This window comes from Rhodococcus sp. ARC_M12, assembly GCF_022810385.1.
Taxonomy (GTDB): domain Bacteria; phylum Actinomycetota; class Actinomycetes; order Mycobacteriales; family Mycobacteriaceae; genus Rhodococcoides; species Rhodococcoides navarretei.
Window position 1 is genome coordinate 65,614 of record NZ_JALGQI010000020.1, and the last position, 24,825, is coordinate 90,438.

21 protein-coding genes and 1 tRNA gene are annotated in these 24,825 nt (G+C 65.2%); 14 read left to right on the forward strand and 8 right to left on the reverse strand.

Annotation, left to right across the window (positions count from 1 at the left end):
* Window positions 1-23 precede the first annotated feature (23 nt).
* From MTX35_RS22505 to MTX35_RS22535, 7 genes are all read left to right on the forward strand, one after another.
* Window positions 24-2,858, forward strand: coding sequence for a DEAD/DEAH box helicase (locus tag MTX35_RS22505; protein WP_243597105.1), 2,835 nt, complete (start codon window positions 24-26; stop codon window positions 2,856-2,858).
* The gene (locus MTX35_RS22510; protein WP_243597106.1) at window positions 2,858-3,616 is read left to right on the forward strand and encodes an SWIM zinc finger family protein; all 759 of its coding nucleotides are present in this window, start codon (window positions 2,858-2,860) and stop codon (window positions 3,614-3,616) included. The genes MTX35_RS22505 and MTX35_RS22510 overlap by 1 nt, the downstream gene beginning before the upstream one ends.
* 78 nt (window positions 3,617-3,694) lie before the next feature.
* On the forward strand, window positions 3,695-5,203 hold the full coding sequence (locus MTX35_RS22515; protein ID WP_243597107.1) for a CoA-acylating methylmalonate-semialdehyde dehydrogenase: 1,509 nt from the start codon (window positions 3,695-3,697) through the stop codon (window positions 5,201-5,203).
* 7 nt (window positions 5,204-5,210) lie between these two features.
* Window positions 5,211-6,350: an isobutyryl-CoA dehydrogenase gene (locus MTX35_RS22520; RefSeq protein ID WP_243597108.1), complete on the forward strand. Its 1,140-nt coding sequence runs from the start codon at window positions 5,211-5,213 to the stop codon at window positions 6,348-6,350.
* Window positions 6,347-7,405, forward strand: coding sequence for an enoyl-CoA hydratase/isomerase family protein (locus MTX35_RS22525; protein WP_243597109.1), 1,059 nt, complete (start codon window positions 6,347-6,349; stop codon window positions 7,403-7,405). The genes MTX35_RS22520 and MTX35_RS22525 overlap by 4 nt, the downstream gene beginning before the upstream one ends.
* Window positions 7,402-8,310: a 3-hydroxyisobutyrate dehydrogenase gene (gene mmsB, locus MTX35_RS22530; protein WP_243597110.1), complete on the forward strand. Its 909-nt coding sequence runs from the start codon at window positions 7,402-7,404 to the stop codon at window positions 8,308-8,310. Before MTX35_RS22525 ends, mmsB begins: the two co-directional genes overlap by 4 nt.
* The gene (locus MTX35_RS22535; RefSeq protein WP_243597111.1) at window positions 8,307-9,083 is read left to right on the forward strand and encodes an enoyl-CoA hydratase; all 777 of its coding nucleotides are present in this window, start codon (window positions 8,307-8,309) and stop codon (window positions 9,081-9,083) included. Before mmsB ends, MTX35_RS22535 begins: the two co-directional genes overlap by 4 nt.
* A gap of 43 nt (window positions 9,084-9,126) precedes the next feature.
* Here MTX35_RS22535 and MTX35_RS22540 read toward each other — a convergent pair whose 3' ends face one another.
* The 8 genes from MTX35_RS22540 to MTX35_RS22575 form a co-directional block, all read right to left on the reverse strand.
* A complete protein-coding gene (locus tag MTX35_RS22540; RefSeq protein ID WP_243597112.1) occupies window positions 9,127-9,951 on the reverse strand; it encodes a rod shape-determining protein in 825 nt (274 codons plus the stop codon).
* 102 nt (window positions 9,952-10,053) lie between these two features.
* The gene (locus MTX35_RS22545; RefSeq protein ID WP_243597113.1) at window positions 10,054-10,587 is read right to left on the reverse strand and encodes a MarR family winged helix-turn-helix transcriptional regulator; all 534 of its coding nucleotides are present in this window, start codon (window positions 10,585-10,587) and stop codon (window positions 10,054-10,056) included.
* A gap of 35 nt (window positions 10,588-10,622) precedes the next feature.
* Window positions 10,623-11,966 (reverse strand): DUF2254 domain-containing protein, encoded by a 1,344-nt coding sequence (locus tag MTX35_RS22550; RefSeq protein ID WP_243597114.1) that lies wholly within the window; start codon window positions 11,964-11,966, stop codon window positions 10,623-10,625.
* A 79-nt stretch (window positions 11,967-12,045) separates the two neighbouring features.
* Window positions 12,046-12,633: a trans-aconitate 2-methyltransferase gene (locus MTX35_RS22555; RefSeq protein ID WP_243597115.1), complete on the reverse strand. Its 588-nt coding sequence runs from the start codon at window positions 12,631-12,633 to the stop codon at window positions 12,046-12,048.
* 14 nt (window positions 12,634-12,647) lie between these two features.
* The gene (locus MTX35_RS22560; RefSeq protein WP_243597116.1) at window positions 12,648-13,556 is read right to left on the reverse strand and encodes a hypothetical protein; all 909 of its coding nucleotides are present in this window, start codon (window positions 13,554-13,556) and stop codon (window positions 12,648-12,650) included.
* 60 nt (window positions 13,557-13,616) lie between these two features.
* Window positions 13,617-13,689, reverse strand: a tRNA-Arg gene (locus MTX35_RS22565).
* Between the two features lie 68 nt (window positions 13,690-13,757).
* Window positions 13,758-14,441, reverse strand: a complete 684-nt coding sequence (locus MTX35_RS22570) for a DUF305 domain-containing protein (RefSeq protein WP_243597117.1) — start codon at window positions 14,439-14,441, stop codon at window positions 13,758-13,760.
* Window positions 14,442-14,479: 38 nt separating this feature from the next.
* A complete protein-coding gene (locus tag MTX35_RS22575; protein WP_243597118.1) occupies window positions 14,480-15,373 on the reverse strand; it encodes a DUF3105 domain-containing protein in 894 nt (297 codons plus the stop codon).
* A gap of 231 nt (window positions 15,374-15,604) precedes the next feature.
* On the opposite strand from MTX35_RS22575, the gene argS reads away from it, so the two are divergent.
* The 7 genes from argS (at window position 15,605) to rpmE (ending at window position 24,803) form a co-directional block, all read left to right on the forward strand.
* A complete protein-coding gene (argS, locus tag MTX35_RS22580; RefSeq protein WP_243597119.1) occupies window positions 15,605-17,257 on the forward strand; it encodes an arginine--tRNA ligase in 1,653 nt (550 codons plus the stop codon).
* Entirely contained in the window at window positions 17,254-18,675 is a 1,422-nt protein-coding gene (gene lysA, locus MTX35_RS22585; RefSeq protein WP_243597120.1) for a diaminopimelate decarboxylase, read from the forward strand. The genes argS and lysA overlap by 4 nt, the downstream gene beginning before the upstream one ends.
* A complete protein-coding gene (locus MTX35_RS22590; protein WP_243597121.1) occupies window positions 18,672-19,973 on the forward strand; it encodes a homoserine dehydrogenase in 1,302 nt (433 codons plus the stop codon). The genes lysA and MTX35_RS22590 overlap by 4 nt, the downstream gene beginning before the upstream one ends.
* On the forward strand, window positions 19,970-21,037 hold the full coding sequence (gene thrC / locus MTX35_RS22595) for a threonine synthase (RefSeq protein ID WP_243597122.1): 1,068 nt from the start codon (window positions 19,970-19,972) through the stop codon (window positions 21,035-21,037). The genes MTX35_RS22590 and thrC overlap by 4 nt, the downstream gene beginning before the upstream one ends.
* A 19-nt stretch (window positions 21,038-21,056) precedes the next feature.
* The gene (gene thrB / locus MTX35_RS22600; RefSeq protein WP_243597123.1) at window positions 21,057-21,989 is read left to right on the forward strand and encodes a homoserine kinase; all 933 of its coding nucleotides are present in this window, start codon (window positions 21,057-21,059) and stop codon (window positions 21,987-21,989) included.
* 188 nt (window positions 21,990-22,177) lie between these two features.
* Window positions 22,178-24,370 carry a transcription termination factor Rho gene (rho, locus tag MTX35_RS22605; protein ID WP_374230347.1) on the forward strand — a complete coding sequence of 731 codons (2,193 nt, stop codon included), beginning with the start codon at window positions 22,178-22,180 and terminating at the stop codon, window positions 24,368-24,370.
* 199 nt (window positions 24,371-24,569) lie between these two features.
* A complete protein-coding gene (gene rpmE, locus MTX35_RS22610) occupies window positions 24,570-24,803 on the forward strand; it encodes a 50S ribosomal protein L31 (RefSeq protein WP_008715081.1) in 234 nt (77 codons plus the stop codon).
* The last annotated feature ends 22 nt before the right edge of the window (window positions 24,804-24,825 follow it).

The window sequence follows — 24,825 nt, forward strand, 5'->3', positions numbered from 1 at the left end:
GTGACTGCTGATTGGATGGACCGATGTTGCACGGTTTGTGGTCCCCCGGTGCCGGGCTGATGCTGTGGGACGACGAAACCACCACCGGCGACGAACCCGCGCTGCCCCAGACTCACGCGCATGTCCTGACCAAAACGTTCCGGCACCGTGCCGAGGTGTCGTTTCCGGCAGCGGGACGGAGGGCTACCGCGCCGGCCCCGGTGCAGGTTCCGGCCATCGCGCTCGCGCCGCACGATGCGGTCGAATTACTGCTGCGGACGCCGTCCGAGCACGCGTTGATCTCCGGTGATCTCCGCTATCTGGCGCACGTCGCCCGCGGAATCGAACGCTGGGTCCGTGGCGGCCGCGTCGTTCCGGCCCTGAAGTTGATGGACGGGCAGTGGTGGCCTCGCTGGCGTCTGGTCGGCGGCGAACGTCAACGCGCCTGGGCAAGCGAGCTCGCCGTCGCGATGCCGTCCGTGCAGCGCGCCGGCGAGCGGCCCAAGAGGATTCTCGACGACATGGTCGAAGAGCTCACCGATCCGATCGTCAGATCGGTTCTGGGCAGACCCGACTCGGAACATCCGCTGTTGTCGGCCCTGATTCGCGATGATCCATATCCCGATGGCACTCAACAGGTTTCGACGCTGCTCGAGAACTGGCGCGGAAGCCTCACCGTCGACGAGCCGTCCCTGGTGCTACGCCTGCTCGAACCCGATGACGACGAGGTCGCCGCCGAGAGCGCCTCCCCGGAAGAGGTGGAGTCGTACTGGACGCTGCAGGTGTGTCTGCGCGCGGACGGCGAAGCGCCGCGACCTGTTCCGATGAGCCGCAAGGTTGACGCGACCCTGCTGTCTATCGCGGTGCGCAAACTCGGCGAAGCTGTGGCGGCGTACCCGAGGCTGCGTGATCTGCCGTCGCAGGAAGGCACCCTCGATCTGCTGCTTCCGACGTCGGTGGTCATCGACCTCGTCGAGCACGGTGCGACGGCACTGCAGGCCACCGGTACGACGGTTCTGCTTCCTCGGGCCTGGACGAGATTGGATCCGTCGATGCGGTTGCGCGTCGAGTCACCCGCGGTGACGAAAGCGGCCGCCGACAGGGCGGTCGGCATGGACGAATTGGTGTCGTACGACTGGCAACTCCAACTCGGCGACATGGTGCTCACCGAGGTGGAGATGAACAGGCTCGCCGTCTCGAAGGGCGATCTCGTCAGGCTCCGCGGTCAGTGGGTGTTGGCCGACGGCGGTCAACTCGCGCGGGCCGCCAAGTACGTTGCCGAGCATCACGGCGACGGGACTGCACTGAGCACGCTGATGCGCGAGATGACGCTGGCCGATCCACCGCCGGCTCCGGTCCAGGACATCCGAGCCACCGGGTGGGCGGCCACGTTGCTCGAACCCGGTGCGGTGCCGGAGACCATCCCCGTACCGGCCGGTGTGAACGCGACTCTGCGGCCGTATCAGCAGCGTGGGCTCGATTGGCTCGCGTTCATGAGTCGGCTCGGTCTCGGAGCGGTACTCGCCGACGACATGGGGCTCGGCAAGACGCTGCAGGTGCTGACCCTGCTCGCGCACGAACGGAGTCCGATGCCGACGCTACTGGTGGCCCCGATGTCGGTGGTCGGTAACTGGCAGCGTGAGGCGGCGAAATTCACTCCGGCACTGCGAGTTCTGGTGCACCACGGGCCGGCTCGGTCCAAGGGCGAGGAGCTCGATCGGGCGATCGCCGAACACGATCTGATCGTCACCACGTACGCCCTGATGGCCAAGGATCGCGAGCAGCTCGCCGAGCAGACCTGGCGTCGTGTGGTTCTCGACGAGGCGCAGCACATCAAGAACTCGGGCACCGTTCAGGCCAAGGCTGCGCTCGCCATCCCTGCTGACCACAAGTTGGCACTCACCGGAACGCCCGTGGAGAACCGGCTGGACGAACTGAGGTCCATTCTCGACTTCGCCAATCCGGGCATGCTGGGCCGGCCGTCCGACTTTCGGAAGCGATTCTCGGTTCCCATCGAGCGCGAGAACGACGAGAACGCCGTCTCACGGCTGCGCGCCATCACCTCGCCCTTCATTCTGCGCCGCGTCAAGACCGATCCGACGGTCATCTCGGACCTACCCGAGAAGAACGAGATGACCGTGCGGGCGAATCTCACCGCCGAGCAGGCTGCGCTGTACAAGGCTGTCGTCGACGAGATGATTGCGCAGATCGCCGATGCGAAAGGCATGAAGCGCAAGGGTGCCGTCCTGTCTGCGCTCACTCGCCTCAAGCAGGTGTGCAACCACCCCGCCCATTTCCTGTCCGACGGCTCGCCGGTGCTCAAGAGGGGACAGCATCGCTCGGGCAAGATCGGTTTGGTGGAGGACATGCTCGATTCGATTCTGGGCGACAACGAGAAGGCGTTGTTGTTCACGCAGTTCCGGGAGTTCGGTGAGCTCGTGGCTCCGTACTTCGCCGAGCGATTCGGCACCGCGGTGCCGTTCCTGCACGGTGGTGTGAGCAAGTCCAAGCGCGATGAGATGGTGGAGAACTTCCAGAGCGGTGACGGTCCGCCGATCATGATGCTCTCGCTCAAGGCCGGCGGCACCGGGTTGAATCTGACGGCCGCCAATCATGTCGTTCATCTGGATCGTTGGTGGAACCCGGCGGTGGAGAATCAGGCGACCGACCGGGCCTTTCGCATCGGCCAGCGTAAGAACGTCGAGGTGCGCAAACTGCTGTGCGTGGGCACCGTGGAGGAACGTATCGACTCGATGCTCGTCTCCAAGCAGGATCTGGCGAATCTGGCGGTGGGCACCGGCGAGAACTGGGTGACCGAAATGGACACCGCGGAACTGCAGGAGCTGTTTCGCCTCAGTGAGGATGCGGTGGGGGAGTGATGGTCGACTTCTCGCAATACGGCAAGCGGCGACAAGCCAAGGGCGGCATCGAGTCCAGAAACAAGCGCGGCGCGTTCGGGCAGACGTGGTGGGGCAGGCATTTCGTGGCGGCCATGGAAGACCTCGCGGATCCGGGTCGGATTGCTCGCGGCAGAACGTATGCGCGCCAGGGACAGGTGCTCACGCTCGGGGTGGAGCGGGGGCAGATATACGGCGAAGTGCAGGGCAGTCAGCTCGAGCCGTTCTCGGCCTCGGTCACCGTCGATCCGCTCACACAGGGGGAGGTTGCCGCACTCGTCGACAGGGTGCGGTCGAACCCGGGCATGCTGGGCGAGTTGGCGTCCAATGCCATTCCGCAGGCGCTGGCTTCGGTGTTGCTGCCGCACGACAAGGGGCAGCTCGATTTCGACTGCACATGTCCCGACGACGGGTGGCCCTGCAAGCACGCGGCGGCTCTGATGTACATCGCCGCCGAGCACATCGACGCGTCCGCCGCCACCATCCTGACGCTGCGTGGAGTCGATCTCGACCAACTGATCGAGGGCGTCGGGGGCGGGGAACGAGAGGACGAGTTCGATCCCGACGACTGGTTCGCCGATCGAGCGTCGTTCCCCGACCTTCCCCAGGTGTCGTTCGCTCCCGCGATGGACGATCTCGATCCGTTGATCCTGCGCCGAATATTTCGCGCCGACGGCTCCACCGAGGCCGAGGTCAGTCGGGCCAACGCCGATCTGAGGCAGTTCTACGACCGACTGTGAAGGTGTTCTGGACTTACACGGACATCCGACTATAGGATGGGCGTACTTCACTTCCACGCTCGAGGACGGACGAATTCCATGGCTCGCGAACTCACACACTTCATCGGCGGCAAGCACGTCGCCGGAACCTCCGGAAACTTCGGGGACGTCTTCGACCCCAACACCGGCGAGGTGCAGGCCCGTGTGCCCCTGGCTGACGTATCCGAGGTCGAAGCCGTCATTGCCGATGCCGAACAGGCCCAACGTGAATGGGCGAAATGGAACCCGCAGCGTCGGGCCCGCGTCCTGATGAAGTTCCTGGCGCTCGTCACCCGCGACACCGAGGAACTGGCCCGCTTGCTCTCCTCCGAGCACGGCAAGACGATCGCCGACGCCAAGGGCGACATCCAGCGTGGCGTCGAGGTCGTGGAGTTCGCCGTCGGCGTCCCGCATCTGCTCAAGGGTGAGTACACCGAGGGTGCAGGCGGCGGAATCGACGTCTACTCGATGCGTCAGCCGCTCGGTGTCGTAGCCGGCATCACCCCGTTCAACTTCCCGGCGATGATTCCGCTGTGGAAGGCCGGCCCGGCCATCGCCTGCGGAAACGCGTTCATCCTCAAGCCCTCCGAGCGTGACCCGTCGGTCCCGCTCAAGCTTGCCGAGCTCTTCCTCGAAGCGGGACTGCCGCCGGGTGTGTTCAACGTCGTCAACGGAGGCAAGGATGCCGTCGACGTGCTCCTGACCGACGACCGCGTCAAGGCGATCGGCTTCGTCGGTTCGACGCCCATCGCGCAGTACATCTACGAGACCGCAGCCCAGCACGGTAAGCGCGCACAGTGCTTCGGTGGAGCCAAGAACCACGCACTGGTGATGCCGGACGCCGATCTCGACGAGGTCGCCGACGCTCTGCTCGGAGCTGCATATGGTTCGGCAGGTGAGCGGTGCATGGCGATTTCCGTCGCGGTTCCGGTCGGGGAGGAGACCGCCGACGCGTTGGTCGCCAAGTTGACCGAGCGCGTGGCGAAGCTGAAGATCGGTCGCTCCGATGACGAGAGCGCGGACTTCGGCCCGCTCGTCGGCAGCGATGCTTTGAAGCGAGTCAACGATTACACCCAGATCGGCGTGGACGAGGGAGCCGAGTTGGTCGTCGACGGCCGCGGCTTCGTGCTCGAAGGCCACGAGGGTGGATTCTTCGCCGGCGCAACACTGTTCGACAAGGTGACCACCGACATGCGCATCTACAAGGAAGAGATCTTCGGACCCGTCCTGATCGTCGTACGCGCGAAGGACTACGAGGACGCGCTGCGCCTGCCCACCGAACACGAATACGGCAACGGCGTCTCCATCTTCACCCGTGACGGCGACACCGCTCGCGATTTCTGCTCCCGCGTCCAGGTGGGCATGGTCGGCGTCAACGTGCCGATTCCGGTGCCGATCGCGTACCACACGTTCGGTGGTTGGAAGCGTTCGGGATTCGGCGATCTGAACCAGCACGGACCAGATTCGATCCGCTTCTACACCAAGACCAAGACCGTCACCCAGCGCTGGCCGTCGGGCACCAAAGAGGCGGCCGCTCAGAATCACTTCGTCATTCCGAACATGGACTGATCCGGCGATGTTCGCATTGAACGAGGACGAACGAGCGATCAACGACACCGCCCGCGAATTCGCCGACGAGTTCCTGGCCCCCAACGCCATCGAGTGGGATCAGCAGAAGCACTTCCCGGTCGACGTGCTGCGCAAGGCAGCGGGTCTGGGAATGGGCGGAATCTACATTCGCGAGGATGTGGGCGGATCGGGCCTGACCAGGGTCGACTCGGTGAGGATCTTCGAGCAACTGGCCACCGGTGATCCGTCCATTGCGGCGTACATCTCCATCCACAACATGGTCGCGTGGATGATCGACACCTACGGCAACGACGAGCAACGGCAGCGCTGGCTGCCGGGGCTGTGTGCGATGGATCAGCTGGGGAGTTACTGCCTCACCGAACCCGGTGCGGGATCCGATGCCGCGATGCTCAGCACCAAGGCAGTGCGGGACGGTGACGAGTACGTGTTGGACGGGGTCAAGCAATTCATCTCCGGCGCAGGTACTTCCGAGGTGTACGTCGTTATGGCTCGCACCGGTTCTTCCGGTCCACGGGGCATCTCGGCGTTCATCGTGCCGAAGGACTCCGCCGGTCTCTCGTTCGGAGCGAACGAGAAGAAGATGGGCTGGAACGCTCAGCCCACCCGGCAGGTCGTTCTCGAAGGAGTTCGCGTTCCGGCGGAGAATCTGCTCGGCAACGAGGGCGACGGGTTTCGGATCGCGATGAACGGACTCAACGGCGGACGTATCAACATCGCCGCGTGTTCGATCGGCGGCGCGCAGTCCGCTCTCGACAAAGCCGTCTCCTATCTGGCCGAGCGCAAAGCATTCGGGGCACGGTTGCTCGATGCGCAGGCGCTTCAGTTTCGACTGGCCGATTACAAGACCGAACTAGAGGCCGCGCGCACGCTGCTGTGGCGGGCCGCGGACGCCTTGCAGAACGATGCTCCGGAGAAGGTCGAAATGTGCGCCATGGCAAAGCGTTTCGGAACCGATACCGGTTTCGAGGTCGCCAACGGAGCGCTGCAGCTGTTGGGTGGCTACGGATACCTGGCCGAATACGGTGTCGAGAAGATAGTCCGTGACCTTCGGGTGCACCAGATTCTGGAAGGCACCAACGAGATCATGCGCGTCGTCGTCGCCCGATCGATCGTGGGTGCCGCATGAGCGACGTGATCCTCGAGGTCTCCGGCGGTATCGGCCGGATCACCCTGAACCGCCCCAAAGCGATCAACGCGCTCGATCATGCGATGGTGCGGGAGATCGCACCGGCGTTGGAGCAGTGGGCAATCGACGACGCTGTCGACGTCGTTCTCCTGACCGGAGCCGGAGAGCGTGGATTGTGTGCGGGCGGCGACATCGTCTCGATCTACCACGACGCCAAGGACGGCGGCAGCGGCAGCAAGGACTTCTGGCGTGAAGAGTACATCCTCAACGCCGCGATCGCGCGGTTCCCCAAACCGTTCGTGGCCATCATGGACGGCATCGTCATGGGCGGAGGCGTCGGACTCTCGGCGCATGCCAATACTCGCATCGTGACCGAACGGTCGAAGATCGCGATGCCCGAGGTCGGTATCGGCTTCGTCCCCGATGTAGGTGGCACGTACCTGCTCTCGCGCGCTCCCGGCGAGATCGGGACCCACTTCGCGCTCACCACGGCGCGAATGAATGCCGCCGACGCCATCGCGGTCGGATTCGCCGATCACTACATTCCGTCCGACAAGTTGGACGACTTCTACTCGGCACTCGAGACGGTCGGCGTCGGCGAGGCCGTCGCGACGTTCAGCGAGCCCGCACCGGAGTCCACGGTCGAAGGCCAGCAGGAATGGATCGACGAGTGTTACGCCGGCGACGACGTCCAGGGCATCGTCGATGCTCTTGCCGCCAGCACAGTGCCCGAGGCGCAGCAGTCGGCGGAGGACATTGCGTCCAAATCGCCTGTGTCGCTGGCAGTGACACTGAGGTCGCTGCGCCGGGCAGCGACGCTGCCGACGCTGGAGGCGGTACTCGACGAGGAATACCGCGTGTCGGTCGCGTCGCTGTCCAGCCACGACCTCGTCGAAGGAATCCGAGCACAGGTGGTCGAGAAGGACCGCAATCCGCAATGGCAACCGCGTACGTTGGCAGACGTCACGCCCGAGGACATCGACCGGTACTTCGTACCTCTCGGGGACGCGGAACTGGGCCTGTCGAACGCACACACAGAAGGTGAGCAGTCATGAGCGAGAAGACGATCGGCTTCATCGGCCTCGGCCACATGGGTGGGCCGATGGCCGCCAATCTGGCTGCGGCCGGCTACACGGTGCAGGGCTTCGACCTGGTGCCTGCCGCGCTGGAGCAGGCCGCGAAGGACGGCGTCACCGTGGTGGAGTCGGCCGTGGCCGCCGTCGCCGATGCCGACATCGTCATCACGATGCTCCCCAACGGCAAATTGGTTCTCGGGTTGTACGCGGATCTGCTGCCCGAGGCGGCACCGGGAACGTTGTTCATCGACTCCTCGACCATCGATGTCGCCGACGCGCACGCCGCGCACACGCTGGTGCACGAGGCCGGTCACAGAAGTCTCGACGCGCCGGTCTCGGGCGGTGTCGGGGGAGCCGCCGCAGGAACGTTGACCTTCATGGTCGGCGGTTCCGAAGAGGATTTTGCCTCTGCGGCAGCAGTTCTCGACGTCATGGGGCGCAAGGTGGTGCACTGCGGCGCGGCGGGCAACGGCCAGGCCGCCAAGATCTGCAACAACATGATTCTCGGCGTGTCGATGATCGCCATCAGTGAGGCGTTCGTGCTGGGGGAGAAGCTCGGTCTGAGCAACCAGGCGCTCTTCGATGTGGCGTCGACTGCGTCCGGTCAATGCTGGGCACTGACGACCAATTGCCCGGTGCCCGGTCCCGTTCCGACGAGCCCGGCCAACAACGACTACAAACCCGGGTTCGCGGCAGCGCTCATGGACAAGGACCTGAGCCTGGCTGCCAATGCACTGCGGGACAACGGCGTCGAGGGTGTTCTCGGCCTCCAGGCCGCCGAGCTGTACGCACGATTCAAGGGAACCTCCGGGGGCGGCACCGACGTCGACTTCTCCGGCATCATCAACGACATTCGCGAACGCTCGAACGGAGCAGGCCTGTGAGTGACCACCAGACGATTCTGCTCGAGCGTCGAGGCCGCGTCGGCATCATCACGCTCAACCGTCCCAAGGCGTTGAACGCGCTCAACTCCGAGTTGATGCGCGAGGTCGTCTCGGTGGTCGAAGAACTCGACGCGGACACGGGCATCGGTGCAATCCTCATCACCGGTTCCGAGCGGGCCTTCGCTGCCGGTGCCGACATCAAGGAGATGCAGCCCAAGTCCTACATGGACGTGTACCTCGACGATTTCTTCGCGGCATGGGATCGACTGGCCTCGGCGCGAACGCCGTTGATCGCGGCGGTGTCCGGTTACGCACTGGGCGGTGGGTGCGAACTCGCGATGCTGTGCGATGTACTGATCGCATCGGACACTGCGGTGTTCGGACAACCCGAGATCAAGCTCGGCGTCATCCCGGGAATCGGCGGGTCGCAGCGCTTGACGCGAGCGGTGGGCAAGGCCAAGGCCATGGAGATGTGCCTGACCGGTCGCAACATGAAGGTCGAGGAAGCCGAGCGAGCAGGGTTGGTCTCACGCATCGTGCCGGTCGCCGATCTCCTCGACGACGCCATCGCGACCGCAACCACCATCGCCGAGATGTCGCTGCCGGTCGCCATGATGGCGAAGGAAGCAGTGAACCGATCGTTCGAGTCGAGCCTTCGTGAGGGTGTTCTGTTCGAGCGCCGCGTGTTTCATTCGACGTTTGCCACGGAGGATCAGAAGGAAGGCATGTCGGCGTTCATCGAGAAGCGGACACCGAACTTCCAGCACCGCTAACTGTTCTTCTGGGTCGTCCGCAGGCTCCACTCCCGGGGTCGCCCTACCTGTCGGGGGACAGGAGGGCGGCACCGCGGGCCGAGACCAGTTCCGGCATCGGTGGCACCAGGGTCGTCAGGCCGGTCCGCAATTCGAGCGACCGTGCTATCGAGGTCATGTTCGCACCGCCACCCACCACGACGATCGACTGTGGTCTGGCACCGGACAATTGGATGGTCTGCTCCACCAGCATGCCCGCGTACCGCACCGGTCCGGCGATGAGATCGTCCACGTCGCGTCGCGTCAACACATGTCGCGCGGTGCCGGATGGATCAGTGGTGCTGACGACGGAGTCGACGCTCAGCTGCTCCTTGATGGATCGGCTGGCATCGAGTCCGATCCGCACACCGTGGGACGAGAGCAGCCTGCGAACCGAATGATCGAGGTCGTCGCCGCAGAACGTGGCAGTGCGCCGCGTCATGAGAGTGCGAGTGGACGCGAGATCTATGACGGTAACCGTGGTTCCGGTGCTGCCGATATCGCACAACACGGTGACGCCGTGATTGGGTACCAGCCCGATGAAACGCAGATAGCGCACTTGCGCAGCGGTTTCCGGAACGAGTGACGCCGTGCGGGCCGTACCGCGGGTGGCAACCGTGCCAGGATCGGTGGCCACCCGGTACGCGATGGCGGAGAACTGCACCGGCAGTGACATCGTCGCGGCGATGGAGTGGATGGCGTCGACGCCGGTGGCGATCGTGGTGGACAACGACTGCCCGGGGGCACGGCGCACCGTCCGCGACACGATGGGTGTGCGGTGGGGGCTGTCCAGATACGTCAATATCGCGCGTGCACCGTGCGCACCCGCCCCGACCCCCAACACCAGCACCCCGCCCCGCCCTTCAGCAGATCGACTCCGCCTTGCTCGCAGAGCAATTGCACCACGAACGGTACGGGTGTGCCATTGTCTTGTGACGAGTCACCATCGAACTCAGAACGATGTGGTGATGTCATCACTGTCGAAATCTCCTGCATCCGAACGCAGTTCCGCCAGGATTCGAACGAGCGCCAGCAACTTGTCGCGTGCCAGCCCGGGGCGCGCGAACACCAGCGAGTTCAAGCGCTCGGTGGCCTCCACGGCCAACGTGCGTCCCTCGTCGGTGATTTCGACCAACGTGGTGCGTCGATCGCTCGGATGTGGGATGCGTCGAACGTATCCGACGGATTCGAGGCGGTCGACAGCGTTGGTGACGCTCGTGGGATGCACCTGCAGACGCGCACTCGCCTTCGCCATCGGCAGAGCGCCGTTCTTGGTGAACGTCAACAAGGTGAGTAATTCGTAGCGCGAGAAAGTCAGTCCCGTCGGCTTCAACGCTTCCTCGACCCGGGCCAACATGATCTGCTGCGCGCGCATCAACGACGTGACTGCGGCCATACCGTCGGCGGCCTCGGACCACCCGTGCTCGGTCCACTGGCGGTGTGCCTCTGCAATGGGGTCGAGGGGAAGCGGAGACGGTGCTGGCATACCGACCATCCTCCCACGGTGTCCGGTTCGTGCGTCTACCGAATCTCCACGCGAGGTACGGCAAGTGGAACCCGATCGGTGATCGCCGCGCGGGCGCGCGAGATCTGCTCTCGGGCTTCGGCCGTACGCACAGAGTCCGTGTCGCCGGTTGCCAACGCACTGTCCAGAAGCGTCAGTTGGGTCAGTACGGCATCGACGTTCTCGGTTGTCCGGGCGGCACGGCCCACTCGCTCGGCGAGGCGAATGCCGGCCTGCACCACCATCGGACTGCCGGTGCCGTAGATCCGCACCGCGTCGAGGGCATGATCGATCAGCGGCGGAACGGCAACGCGGCGAACGATCACGCGCACGGTCCCGTCGGCGTCACAGCGTGCGCGGTGGGGCCGTGGGCGCTGGACGACCGCGACGAGCCCGACCGAGAGATCGTCGATCGCGTTGCGTGCGGTGTACGGGTCGTTGACTCCGGTCGACAGCGCACGTACCGCCATTTCCGTCATCTGTTCGACGGCGAACGCAATATCGTGCCGAGGTGTTCGACTGGTGCCGATAGCGAACGAGCCTCGAATTCGATCGACCGCGTCCTCTGAGATGTCTGCGGAGCGGTCGGCGAGGATATCGGCGAGCGGCTCTCCCGCAACGACGTGCTCACCTGGTGCGCGATGAATTTCGACCAGGGTGCCGCTGTCGGTGGCGATCTCGAGCACCCCGCGTTCGTCGATGTCGATGATCACCCCGGACTCCTCGGCGAGGATCGTGGTGTAGACGGGCGGCTTGACGACACCCTCCGCCGAGGCGGCGTCGTCGGGTTGTTCGAGTGGGTACAGCTCGTCGACAGTTTCGGAGAGCTCGTCGCGAACCCGACCGGACAGCGTCGCCACCTGAATCGATTGGGCGATGTGATGAATGAAGTAGACGAGCACGCCCACGTCCACCACCGCGAGCCCGACGGCCACGTTGACGGCGATATCCGGGACGAATACCGATCCGTCGGATTCGATCGAGCGAATCGATCGCAACACCATCAGCGAGTACAGGAACGTGGCACCGAAGATGCCGAGCACCACCTGGTTGCCGCGGTCTGCCATGAAATTGCGCACCAGGCGAGGGCCGTACGAGGAACTGGCGGTGGCCAGAACCGAGATGGTGATGGAGAACGACGTCGCGGCCACACCGAGCATCGACCCGCCGATGGCACCGAGGATGTCGCGGCTGCCACTGGCACCGACGTGGTAGAACAACGATCCCGTCAAGTCCACGCGAGTGTCGAGCAGATAGCGATCGAGACTCACCAGGGCCTGCGCGAGCACGAGTGCGACAACTCCGAGGACGGCGGGAATGAACCAGAACGATTCCCGCAGCTTCGCCATGTGTTCCTTCATGACGCACAGTCTTCCCTCGGGCGTCCGAATCAACCCTCGACACTCGAATTGCGGTGATCACTGGGTTGTTTCCCTCGGCTCAGGCGAGCAGAGCCGGCTTGCGTGCCACGGTCACAGCCCAGTCCGCATCGGCGCGCCATGGCCGCAGATCCCACGTGGCGAATCGGTGCTCGAGGGCGAAGCCGACCGCCGCCAGATCCTCGTCGAGCATGCCGACGGTGTACTCGCGATCGGTGGCGAATCCGGTGACGAACACTCCGCCGTCGGTCAGGTGAGCCCAGATGCGTTGAAGCGCTGCGCGTTCGGTACCGGGCTTCATGAAGACGAGTACGTTGCCTGCCGCGACGGCCGCGTCGAATGTCCGTCCCAGGTCCAGCGTCGTCAGATCGGCGACATGCACGTCGAGTTCCGGGCGCGCTCGGGCGGCTTCCGCCAGAACCGGATCGAGATCGACCGCGGTCACCCGATGGCCGCGGCGGGCGAGTTCGGCACCGAGCCGGCCGGTGCCGCATCCGGCGTCGAGGATGCTCGACGCGGGGGAGACCACCGCGTCGACCATGCGGGCCTCGCCGTGCAGATCCACGCCGCGTTCGGCCAGGCGGTCGAATCGCTCGATGTATCGCTTGGAATCGTCTGCGGAGTTCTCGGCTTGCCAACGTGTGGTCACCCCGTGAGAGTAGGTCAGGACAGGGCGTCGAGGGCCGCCCGGGCTTCCACGACCCGCGCGCGGGCCGCCTCCAGTGCATCGGCCGTCGACTTCGCCTGTTCGACACTGGCCTCGTTTGCTTCCCGCGCAGCCTGCGCTCTGGCTCTGGCAGCCTCCAGTTCGGTTTCGAGCCGCTCGACTTCCTCTGTGGCGCTGCGCCGTTCGGCCGCGGCACCTTCTGTGTCGGAGTCGGCGGCTTCGGCCGCGTCGCGTGCGACATCGAACGCGGTTTCGGCAGAATCGAGTTCGGCGACCAGTCGACTGTGTTCGGCCTCGCGCAGCTGCTCGGCTTCGGAGGAGTCCTCGGGATCGGACTCGGGTGCGTCGTCGGTGGTGTCCGGTACCCCGTGGGCCTCGTCGTCATCGCCGGGCGGGTCGGGAACGAGGGAGAGCAGTGCAGGCCCGAAGCCGCTGTAGGTTTCGGCCGTGACGGTTCGGCCCGCTCGTACGCGGTCGCGAATCTCCGGATCGGCCATCGCCGCGTTCAGGGTGTTGGAGATCTCGCGCGCAGCGTTGTCGCCGACGGTCGCCCCGAGGTCGCGTCCCAGCGAGACGGCTCGATCGGTCAGGGTGCGTATCGAAGTGCTTCGAGCAGTGGACAATTCACGCAGTCGGGGGCCGTCGCCGCGCTGCTGGGCTCGTTCGAGTTGCTCACCGAGGTCGAACAGTTCCGCCAGGGCCGATTCGTCTCGACGGGCGAGCCCGTTGACCAACCACGCGACGACCGTGGGCTTGCGAAGGGCACCGATTCGGGTAGCGCCGGTTTTGTCGCCGGCTTTCTTGAACCGAGTGGCGTATGCGGCGCGATGCGAGACGAAATCAGCGAGAGGGAGCGAATACAGATCGTCGACGACGGTGTCGAAAGGGGGGAGATTCTCGGACATCGAAGTCCACCGTCTCGTTCGAGCAGCCACCGTGCGTCGATGACATGCGTGAAAGATGTGTGCCCCCGGCAGGATTCGAACCTGCGGCCTTTCGCTCCGGAGGCGAACGCTCTATCCCCTGAGCTACGGGGGCGCACCGGACGAACCGGTGTGCCTGTTGGGCTGTACGAAAGACTAGCGCATGTGCGACGGGAGTCGAAATCACCCCTCGGGCAGCGGCTGCGCACCCTTCTCGGCGAGCATCTGCTTCATCAGCGTCGACTCGCTGGTCTGAGTCGCAACCATGGACCCCGCCAGGTTGATCACCGCAGGAGACTGCGCGTGAGTCTGCGCGTACTCCATCATCGCCAGGCCGCCCTCGTGGTGGCGCAGCATGAGCTGCAGAAACATCACGTCGACGTCCGTGCCCGTCGCCTGCCGAAGCGCGGCGAGTTCAGTGGAACTGGCCATGCCCGGCATGGCCCGGGTGGGATCCGAGGATCCGGGGTCCATGGACATCCCGCCCATCGAGTGACCATGAGAGTCGTCCTCGGTCATCCAGGTCATGTAGCCGTCGGTCGCGATCGGCGCTCGGTCCCACAGAGCCAACCAGCCCTGCATCTGCCCCACCTGATTCTGCTGCGAGGTGAGCATGTCGAACGCCAGGCTCTTGACGCCCTGATCGGGAGCATTGGTCAATGCCACCGCGGCCATCTCGATGGCCTGGTTGTGGTGCACGGTCATGTCCTGTGCGAAACCGACATCGACCGAGTCCGCGGCAGGCGAGTTGTCATCGTCGCGGAACGGATTCCCCACCAGAAAGCCCAGCGCGAACCCGATCGCCAGGACGGCGATCAGGGCCAGCGCCACCAGCGCGGTGCGCTGACTCGGCTTCGTCGAAGACATGGTGCGTGCCGCATCATCGGTCGGTGTCGGTGCGGTCATCAGCTGGCGGGGATCTGGAGATCGCTGGGCAGCTGCGCTCCACCGGGCAGTCCGCCGGCACCGCCGGTCTCACTGGGGTCGGGAGTGATCCCGGCACCGTCCATCGGAACGGCGTCCGGGCCGGGCGCGGAGGCGTCGAACAGCGGCGGGTTGTCCGGATCGAAGGCATTGTCGCCCGTGCCCGGTACCGATGCGCAGCTGGCACCGACCTCCGGGTAGGCGAAACGGTTGAGGCGCAGTGCCGAGATGAACTGGCTGATGCGTTCGTCGTCCACGCTGTCGAGCTTGAGCTGGTGGCCCCAGGATTGCAGCGAGACCGGGGAGTCGAGGCCCGGGTACGGCGACATCATCATCTGCGTTTCACCGTCGACGCGATCGGCCAGTGACTCGACCTGGTCCGCGTTCGGATCGTCGGGGTTGTACGTGACCCAGACGGCACCGTGCTCGAGGGAGTGCACGGCGTTCTCGGTGCGAATGGCCTCGGGGTAGACGATTCCCGTGCAGGTGGCCCACACCGCATCGTGCGGTCCACCGAACGGCGGCGTCTGGTCGTAGGCGACCCGTTGCGTGCGTCCGACGTGCAGAGCCGCGGGGTACTCCTGCACGGTCACGCCGTCGATGCCGGTCGACGGATCCTGATTGGCCTCGCTGGGCTCGAACTTCTGCGCCTCTGCTCGGTCCTGGTACTTCGGATACAGATTGATCCCGAGGCCTGCGACGAGACCGACGACCACAACGACACCGGCAACCGTCAGCCAGGGAATCTGCCTGCCCGTGGCGGTGGGCACGCCGCCCTTCTTCTTGCGAGCTGACTTCTTGTTGGCTGCGTTGATGGCTTTGTCCGCCTTCGCAGCCGACTTGTTCTGACTGCCTTTGTCGGGACCCGTTGGCATCGCTGTAGTTGCTCTCTCAGTCGAGGAAAGGTGGTGGTCGTTGGCGCTGGTGAAGCGTATCTGCTGGTGACGGCGTTGATCGAGGGCCGTCGGTGCAGAGCGCCCTCACTGTACGTTCTCTGTCTGAGAGCGCGCTCAGAGCCCGCGTGGACCGCATCGACCGAGGGGGCTCGCGGGCAGACGGGCAGTGGATGCGAGTTCGCCGCGCACCAGCCAATAGGATAGCTACCTGTGACTCCCGCCGATCTTGCCGAACTGCTGCACGCGACCGCCGCGAAGGTGCTTGCCGACCGTGGCCTGGACGCATCCGTTCTCCCTGCGAAGCTGACCGTCGAGCGTCCCCGCAATCCCGAGCACGGTGATTACGCAACCAACGTGGCCCTGCAGGTCGCGAAGAAGGCCGGAGCCAATCCCCGTGACTTCGCCGGCTGGCTCGCCGAGGCTCTCGCAGCCGATGCCGCGATCGCCGACGCCGACGTCGCGGGCCCCGGATTCCTCAACATCAGGCTGGCCGCTGCAGCGCAGGGCGAGATAGTTGCCCGCGTCCTCGCCGCAGGATCGGCATTCGGCAACGGATCCTCGATGGCAGGCAAGAAGGTCAACCTCGAGTTCGTCTCGGCCAACCCCACGGGTCCGGTGCACCTCGGTGGAACCCGATGGGCAGCCGTCGGCGATGCACTCGGTCGCATCCTGACCGCCCACGGCGCAGAGGTCACCCGCGAGTACTTCTTCAACGATCACGGCGCTCAGATCTCGCGCTTCACTCACTCGCTCATCGCCGCCGCGAAGGGTGAGCCTGCACCCGACAACGGCTACGCGGGCGAATACATCGCAGAAATCGCAGCGCACGTGCTTGCCGAGCGACCCGACGCGCTCGCGCTGGACACCGAGGCACAGGAAGAGGCGTTCCGGTCCATCGGCACCGAGCTGATGTTCGATCGGATCAAAGCGAACCTGCACGAGTTCGGCGTCGACTTCGACGTCTACTTCCACGAGAACTCGCTGTTCGAGTCCGGAGCCGTCGACAAGTCGGTCGAGTACCTCAAGGCCTCGGGGAGCCTGTACGAGGAGGACGGGGCCTGGTGGCTGCGGTCCACCGACTTCGGTGACGACAAGGATCGCGTCGTCATCAAGAGCGACGGCAACGCCGCCTACATCGCCGGCGACATCGCCTACTTCCAGAACAAGCGCCAGCGCGGCTTCGACCTGTGTATCTACATGCTCGGGGCCGACCACCACGGATACATCGGGCGGCTCAAGGCAGCCGCGGCTGCGTTCGGTGACGACCCAGAGACCGTCGAGGTGCTCATCGGACAGATGGTCAACCTGGTCCGCGACGGCGTTGCCGTGAAGATGAGCAAGCGCGCCGGAACCGTCATCACCCTCGACGACCTGGTCGACGCCATCGGCGTCGACGCCTCCCGCTACGTCATGATCCGCTCGTCCGTCGATTCCAGCATCGACATCGATCTGGCCCTGTGGGCGAGCGCGAGCAACGAGAACCCGGTGTACTACGTCCAGTACGCCCACGCCCGCCTTGCCTCGCTCGCGCGCAACGCCGCCGAGTTGGGCATCAGCGCGGAGCGGCCGGATCTGAGCCTGCTCACCCACGAGCAAGAAGGCGAGCTGATCAGGACGATCGGCGAGTACCCACGAGTGGTGGCCAGTGCCGCCGAACTTCGCGAACCACACCGGATCGCCCGCTACCTCGAAGAGCTGGCGGGGGCCTACCACCGTTTCTACGGTGCGTGTCGAGTACTTCCACAAGGAGACGAGGAGCCCGGACCTGTGAACACCGCACGACTGGCGTTGGGGAACGCGACCCGGCAGGTCCTGGCCAACGGCCTCGAACTGCTCGGGGTCAGCGCACCGGAGCGCATGTGAGCGCACATCCGGCAGGACCCAAGCATGCCGATGCCCCCGCGAAAGAGTCGATGTCCCATCGCCCGGCCGACGCGTCGGAGATGACGACGCTGCCCGAGCAGGTGTGGCCCCGCAACGCCGAGCGCGGCGAGGACGGCACCGTCCGTCTCGCCGGAGTGTCGGTCACCGATCTCGCGGAGCAGTACGGCACACCGTTGTTCGTCATCGACGAGGACGACTTCCGTTCGCGCTGCCGTGAAATGGCCGCCGCCTTCGGGGCGCCCGAACGAGTTCACTACGCCTCCAAGGCTTTCCTGTGTGGGGAGATCGCGCGGTGGGTGGCCGACGAAGGGCTCTCCCTCGACATCTGCTCCGGAGGCGAGTTGGCCATCGCGTTGGCCGCCGGATTCCCGGCTGACCGAATTGCCATGCACGGCAACAACAAATCGGTCGCCGAGCTCGAGGCGGGCGTGCGCGCAGGCGTCGAGCATGTGGTTCTCGACTCCAACATCGAGATCGACCGTCTCGACGGCGTTGCCGGCGCGGCCGGTGTGGTGCAGGACGTTCTGATTCGGATCACCGTCGGCGTCGAAGCCCATACGCACGAGTTCATCGCCACCGCACACGAGGATCAGAAGTTCGGCTTCTCGCTCGCCGACGGCTCGGCCCTCGAGGCGGTCCGGCGCGTGTTCGCTGCCGACAACCTTCGCCTCGTGGGACTGCACAGTCACATCGGTTCGCAGATATTCGAAGTCGACGGCTTCGAGCTGGCAGCGCACAAGGTCATCGGATTGCTGCGAGACATCGTCTCGGAGTTCGGCGTCGACAAGACCGCACAGATCTCGACGCTGGATCTCGGTGGCGGCATGGGTATCTCGTACGTGCCGAGTGACGATCCGCCCCCGGTGGAGCAGCTCGCGGCGAAGTTGACCGCCATCGTGGAGACGGAGTCCGCCGCAGTAGGACTACCGGTGCCGACGATCGCCGTCGAGCCCGGCCGCGCCATCGCCGGACCGGGCACCGTGACGCTCTACGAGGTCGGCACGATCAAGGATGTCACCGTCGACAAGTCGACGCGCAGGCGGTACATCAGCGTCGACGGCGGAATGAGCGACAACATTCGCACCTCTCTGTACCAGGCCGAATACGACTGCCGACTGGTCTCCCGGTCGAGCGATGCCGAGGCCGTCGTGGCTCGAGTGGTCGGAAAGCATTGCGAGAGTGGCGACATCGTCATCAAGAACACATGGATGCCGGCAGACGTCGGGCCGGGTGACCTGCTCGCGGTAGCGGCCACCGGGGCCTACTGCTACTCCATGTCCAGTCGCTACAACCTGCTGACGCGGCCCGCTGTGGTTGCGGTCAAGGACGGGCATTCGCGCCTGATCCTGCGGCGGGAAACCATCGAAGATCTGCTCAGCTTGGAGGTTCACCCATGACATCGAAGCCGATAGGCGTCGCCGTACTCGGACTCGGAAACGTCGGTAGCGAGGTCGTCCGCATCCTCACCGAGAACGCCGAGGACTTCGAGGCGAGAATCGGTGCGCCACTGGCCATTCGAGGAATCGCTGTGCGTCGAATCGACGGCGATCGTGGAGTGCCGGCCGAGTTGCTCACCGACGATCCGGCCGAACTGGTCGGCCGCGACGACGTCGACATCGTCGTCGAGGTGCTCGGTGGGATCGACATCCCCCGCAAGCTGGTGCTGTCGGCCCTCGAGAAGGGCAAGTCCGTCATCACGGCGAACAAGGCTCTGCTGGCCGAGTACACCGGAGAGCTCGCCGACGCGGCCGAGAAGTCGCGCGCGGACCTCTACTTCGAGGCCGCGGTGGCCGGAGCGATTCCGGTTGTTCGCCCGCTGATGCAGTCCCTCGCGGGTGACCGCGTGAACAAGGTCGCGGGCATCGTCAACGGCACCACCAACTTCATCCTCTCGGCCATGGACGAGACCGGAGCCGATTACGCCGAAACTCTCGCCGAGGCAGGGCGTCTGGGCTACGCCGAGGCCGACCCGACCGCCGACGTCGAGGGCTACGACGCTGCATCGAAGGCTGCCATCCTGGCGTCCATCGCATTCCACACTCGGGTCACGGCCGGCGACGTCTACCGCGAGGGCATCAGCAAGATCACCTCGGACGATCTCGAAACCGCGAAATCCCTTGACTGCACCATCAAGCTGCTGGCCATCTGCGAGCGGATCGTCACGCCCAAGGGCAAGGAGCGAATCTCCGCTCGGGTCTACCCTGCGCTCGTTCCGCTGAACCACCCGTTGGCGTCGGTGAACGGTGCGTTCAACGCCGTGGTCGTCGAAGCAGAGGCCGCCGGACGCCTGATGTTCTACGGCCAGGGTGCAGGCGGTGCTCCGACGGCGTCCGCGGTGCTCGGCGATCTCGTCATGGCCGCACGCAACAAGTTCTACGGCGGACGGGGCCCGCTCGAATCGAAGTACGCCAAGCTCAAGGTGGCCCCCATGGGTGACATCCTCACTCGCTACTACGTCAGCATGCAGGTCGCGGACAAGCCCGGCGTTCTCGCCACGGTGGCGGCCGAGTTCTCCAAGCGCGACGTCAGCATCTCCACAGTGCGTCAGCAGGGCTCGGGTGACGGAGCCAGGCTCGTCGTCGTCACGCACCTCGCGGCCGATTCCGCACTGTCCGACACCGTTGCATCCCTCGAGCAGCTCGACGTCGTCGTGCACGTCGCCAGCGTTCTCCGATTGGAAGGCACCACCGTATGAGCGTCCACACCCCCTGGCCCGGCCTGATCGAGGCATACCGATCGCGTCTGGCGATCGGCCCGGATTGGAAGACCGTCACGCTGCGCGAGGGCGGTACCCCGTTGCTGCCGGCCGGGCACCTGTCCGAACTGACCGGGTGCACAGTGCATCTGAAGGTCGAGGGGCTCAACCCCACCGGCTCCTTCAAGGACCGCGGGATGACCATGGCCGTCACCGACGCGCTCGCCCGAGGCCAGGAAGCCGTTCTCTGTGCCTCGACCGGCAACACCTCGGCCTCCGCAGCCGCCTATGCGGCCAAGGCCGGAATGAGCTGTGCGGTACTGGTTCCGCAGGGCAAGATCGCCATGGGCAAGCTGGCCCAGGCAGTCATGCACGGAGCCAAGATCATTCAGGTGCAGGGCAACTTCGACGACTGCCTCGAACTGGCTCGCAAGACCACGGCCGAGTTTCCGACCATCGGCCTGGTCAACTCCGTCAACCCCGTCCGCATCGAGGGCCAGAAGACCGCGGCCTTCGAGATCTGCGACGCCCTCGGCGACGCACCGGACATCCATGCACTGCCGGTCGGAAACGCAGGCAACATCACCGCGTACTGGCGCGGCTACTCGGAGTACTTCCGTGACGGTCTCACCACGCGCACGCCACGGATGCTCGGAGTCCAGGCCGCAGGTGCCGCTCCTCTGGTTCACGGTGCACCGGTGAAGGATCCGGAAACGATCGCCACCGCAATCCGGATCGGTTCGCCCGCATCCTGGAACGGTGCCGTCAACGCCAAGGAAGAATCGAACGGTGCATTCCGCGCGGCGACCGACGAGGAGATCCTCGAGGCGTACCGATTGATCGCGAAGACCGAGGGCGTGTTCGTCGAGCCCGCCTCCGCGGCCAGCGTCGCCGGGCTCCTCGCAGCCCGAAAGGAAGGGTGGCTCGAGCCAGGGCTGACCGTCGTGTGCACCGTGACCGGGAACGGACTCAAGGATCCCGATACAGCACTCTCGGGAATGCCTGTCGTAGAACCCATTTCGGTCGATCCCGTCGCTGTCGCGGCTGCGCTCGAGCTGGCCTGAGTTGACGGAATCCCCGGCAATGACGACGACACTCCCCATCGGGCTCACCGTGACCGCGCGCGTCCCGGCGTCCAGTGCCAATATCGGACCCGGATTCGACAGTCTGGGAATAGCTTTGGGGCTGTACGACGAGATCGAGGTCACGACCACCGCGTCGGGACTGCGGATTCACGTCGACGGTGAGGGTTCGGCGGACGTGCCGTGGGGTCCGACGCATCTGGTGGTGCGCGCCATCGAGCGTGGGCTCGAAGCTGCCGGAGTGTGGGCCGATGGCCTGGATATCCACTGCCGCAACGTGATTCCACACTCGCGTGGGCTCGGTTCCTCGGCCTCGGCTGTGGTCGGTGGGCTCGCTGCCGCGAACGCGCTCGCCGCGAAGGTGGATCCGGCGCTCGCGCTCTCCGAGAGTCAGCTCGTCCAACTGTCGTCGGAGTTCGAGGGTCATCCGGACAACGCGTCGGCGAGTTGCCTCGGTGGTGCCGTGGTGTCGTGGAGCGAACCGCCCAATGCCAGTGTGACGGCGCGGAAGTACGCAGCCGTTCGGCTCGAGGTGCATCCGAGTATCAAGGTTGTCGTGCTCGTACCGTCCGAGCGCTCGTCGACCTCGCATACCCGGGGTCTGTTGCCCGAGTTGGTGCCCCACCGTGACGCGGCCTTCAACGTGAGCCGAAGTGCACTCGCGGTGGTGGCGCTCACCGAACGGCCGGATCTGTTGATGTCCGCGACGGAGGACCTGCTGCATCAGGGTCAGCGCGCTCAGGCGTTACCGGACACCACACGGTGGATCGCCGCACTCCGCGCGCGGTCCATCGCGGCGGTCGTGTCGGGCGCTGGGCCGACGGTCATGGCGCTGTGCACCGAGGAGTTTCCGGCCGATCTGCGCGATGCCGCGTCGGCCGAGGGGTGGCGGGTACTCGACCTGGAGGTGGCCGACGGAGTGACCATCACCTGACAAACGCCGAGTAGGGTTCTTGCCGAGTGGGGACAACGGCGCTATGGTGAACCCTGTCCGTACATCGTGCGCTTCAGACGCCGGTTTCGTCAGGGCAATCAGGTCGCTGTATTCGGGGGATTCAAACGTCCGAGTGATGTGACGCTCCTGACTCGATCCTCCCCGTGGTTCTCTGCGGTCTCGGATCGATGGTGTCGTCGACGGAGTGCGTCGAACATGAACGGCAATATCCGAGTTCGGCAGAACGTCGAACTGCGGAACGAACCCTCGGCTGCGCATCGAGCGAGCGAGGGAAGGAAAGGACCTCCGTGACCGATACGGAACTTATCTCTGCGCCCGAAACGTCACGCCGACGTGCTGGCCTGTCCGGAATGGTTCTCACCGAGCTGCGCAGCCTCGCTGGCGAACTCGGTATCAAGAGCGTTTCCGGTATGCGCAAGGGCGACCTGATCGCGGCTATCACCGAGCGCCAATCGGGCACTTCGCCGACCAAATCCGCTGCGCCGAAGTCCGACGCAGCCAAGTCCGACGCACCCAAGGCTCGACGCGCTGCTGCGTCGACACCGGTTGCCGACGAACGACCCGCAACCGACACTGCTCCCGAGCCTTCTGCTGCGGATGCGCCGGTTGCCGAGACGTCGGACGCTGCACCAGAAGCAGGCCGTCGCACCCGGGGCCGCCGTGCTGCGGGTCGCCGCGCAGGTGCGCCCGACCAGTTGCCACTGGACGGCAGCGCCGACACGGCCGCATCGGCCCCCGCGACCGCGGATTCGACCGTTGCAGCGGAGACCACCGATAAACAGGACGAGTCCGGCGACAACGCCGCGACGGAGCGGCCACGCCGCAGCCGCGGCGAGCGAAACCGTCAGGACGGTGCCGAGCGCGAACCGCGTGACACCGACAACGGCAACCGCAACCAGAACGACCGCAACCAGGGTGACCGCAACCAGGCCGATCGGGACAACTCGAACCGCGACTCCAACCGTGAGAACGGCAACCGCAACCAGAACGACCGTGGCGGGCGCAATCGCAATCAAGGCGACGGTCGCAACGACAACCGCAACGAGGGTCGCAACAACGGTCCCCGTGACAGCCGCGACAACGACCAGGATGATGACGGTGAAGGCCGCGGACGTCGGGGTCGTCGGTTCCGTGAGCGGCGTCGTGGACGCGATCGTGGCGAGGGCAACGACGGTGGCGGCGGACGCGAGCGCGACACCGAGATCCGCGAGGACGATGTTCTTCAGCCGGTAGCCGGCATTCTCGACGTTCTCGACAATTACGCGTTCGTCCGTACCTCGGGCTACCTTGCCGGACCGAACGACGTCTACGTGTCGATGAACCTCGTTCGCAAGAACGGTCTTCGTCGCGGCGATGCTGTCACCGGTGCAGTTCGAGTGGCACGCGAAGGAGAGCAGTCGAGCCAGCGGCAGAAGTTCAACCCGCTCGTGCGATTGGACACCGTCAACGGGGGAGAGGTCGAGGCCGCCCGCAAGCGTCCGGAATTCGGCAAGCTCACCCCGCTGTACCCCAATCAGCGGCTGCGTCTCGAGACCCAGCAGAACATCCTCACCACGCGCATCATCGACTTGGTGATGCCGATCGGCAAGGGCCAGCGTGCGCTCATCGTCAGCCCGCCGAAGGCAGGTAAGACGAGCGTTCTGCAGGCTATTGCCAACGCGATCGCCATCAACAACCCCGAGTGCTATCTGATGGTCATCCTCGTCGACGAGCGTCCCGAGGAAGTCACGGACATGCAGCGCTCCGTCAAGGGTGAGGTCATCGCCTCGACGTTCGACCGGCCGCCGGGCGACCACACCGCGGTAGCCGAGTTGGCGATCGAACGTGCCAAGCGCCTGGTCGAAGCCGGCCAGGACGTCGTTGTTCTGCTCGACTCGATCACCCGTCTGGGACGTGCGTACAACAACAGCTCGCCGGCTTCGGGCCGAATCCTGTCCGGTGGTGTCGACTCGACCGCGCTGTACCCGCCGAAGCGATTCCTCGGCGCGGCTCGAAACATCGAACACGGCGGATCGTTGACGATCATCGCCACGGCCATGGTCGAAACCGGATCCACCGGCGACACCGTGATCTTCGAGGAATTCAAGGGCACCGGTAACGCCGAGCTCAAGCTCGATCGCAAGATCGCCGAGCGCCGCGTGTTCCCGGCGGTCGATATCAACCCGTCCAGCACCCGCCACGACGAACTGCTTCTTGCTCCCGACGAGGCGGCAGTGGTGCACAAGTTGCGGCGCGTGTTGTCCGGACTCGACTCGCATCAAGCCATCGACCTGCTGGTCGATCGCCTGAAGAAGAGCAAGAACAACCTGGAATTCCTCATGGAGGTCTCCAAGACCGCGCCGGGCGGCAACAACGACTGACCGGGTGTTCCCCGGATCTTTTGCCCGGGGAACAAGCCGGCAGGTGCGTGCGTTGTAAGCATCTGTCGGCACAGAAGTACCGACGATTAGCAGGGCGGATGCACGCTCTGGCATAATCAACGGCCGAGTCCGGTTCCGGTTCACGTCTTCGATCGGCGAAGGCGACCCGGCGACCATTACAAAGAACGGTAAGGACACCATGAAGGCAGGAATTCACCCCGACTACACACTGACGACAGTCGTCTGTGGTTGCGGCAATACTTTCGAGACCCGAAGCACCACCGACAAAGAGCGCATCAGCGTCGAGGTCTGCTCGCAGTGCCACCCCTTCTACACCGGCAAGCAGAAGATTCTCGACACCGGCGGCCGCGTCGCTCGCTTCGAGGCTCGCTACGGCAAGCGCGCCGGCAAGAAGGCCGACGCAGACAGCTAGCTGTTCCGCCGACGCCCGTCCT

Excerpts from the sequence above, each read along its gene's own strand:
- MTX35_RS22505 (WP_243597105.1), top strand. The coding sequence starts at position 24 with ATGTTGCACGGTTTGTGGTCCCCCGGTGCCGGGCTGATGCTGTGGGAC.
- MTX35_RS22510 (WP_243597106.1), top strand. The coding sequence starts at position 2,858 with ATGGTCGACTTCTCGCAATACGGCAAGCGGCGACAAGCCAAGGGCGGC.
- MTX35_RS22515 (WP_243597107.1), top strand. The coding sequence starts at position 3,695 with ATGGCTCGCGAACTCACACACTTCATCGGCGGCAAGCACGTCGCCGGA.
- MTX35_RS22520 (WP_243597108.1), top strand. The coding sequence starts at position 5,211 with ATGTTCGCATTGAACGAGGACGAACGAGCGATCAACGACACCGCCCGC.
- MTX35_RS22525 (WP_243597109.1), top strand. The coding sequence starts at position 6,347 with ATGAGCGACGTGATCCTCGAGGTCTCCGGCGGTATCGGCCGGATCACC.
- mmsB (WP_243597110.1), top strand. The coding sequence starts at position 7,402 with ATGAGCGAGAAGACGATCGGCTTCATCGGCCTCGGCCACATGGGTGGG.
- MTX35_RS22545 (WP_243597113.1), bottom strand. The coding sequence starts at position 10,587 with ATGCCAGCACCGTCTCCGCTTCCCCTCGACCCCATTGCAGAGGCACAC.
- MTX35_RS22550 (WP_243597114.1), bottom strand. The coding sequence starts at position 11,966 with ATGAAGGAACACATGGCGAAGCTGCGGGAATCGTTCTGGTTCATTCCC.
- MTX35_RS22560 (WP_243597116.1), bottom strand. The coding sequence starts at position 13,556 with ATGTCCGAGAATCTCCCCCCTTTCGACACCGTCGTCGACGATCTGTAT.
- MTX35_RS22570 (WP_243597117.1), bottom strand. The coding sequence starts at position 14,441 with ATGTCTTCGACGAAGCCGAGTCAGCGCACCGCGCTGGTGGCGCTGGCC.
- MTX35_RS22575 (WP_243597118.1), bottom strand. The coding sequence starts at position 15,373 with ATGCCAACGGGTCCCGACAAAGGCAGTCAGAACAAGTCGGCTGCGAAG.
- MTX35_RS22590 (WP_243597121.1), top strand. The coding sequence starts at position 18,672 with ATGACATCGAAGCCGATAGGCGTCGCCGTACTCGGACTCGGAAACGTC.
- thrC (WP_243597122.1), top strand. The coding sequence starts at position 19,970 with ATGAGCGTCCACACCCCCTGGCCCGGCCTGATCGAGGCATACCGATCG.
- thrB (WP_243597123.1), top strand. The coding sequence starts at position 21,057 with ATGACGACGACACTCCCCATCGGGCTCACCGTGACCGCGCGCGTCCCG.
- rho (WP_374230347.1), top strand. The coding sequence starts at position 22,178 with ATGGTGTCGTCGACGGAGTGCGTCGAACATGAACGGCAATATCCGAGT.
- rpmE (WP_008715081.1), top strand. The coding sequence starts at position 24,570 with ATGAAGGCAGGAATTCACCCCGACTACACACTGACGACAGTCGTCTGT.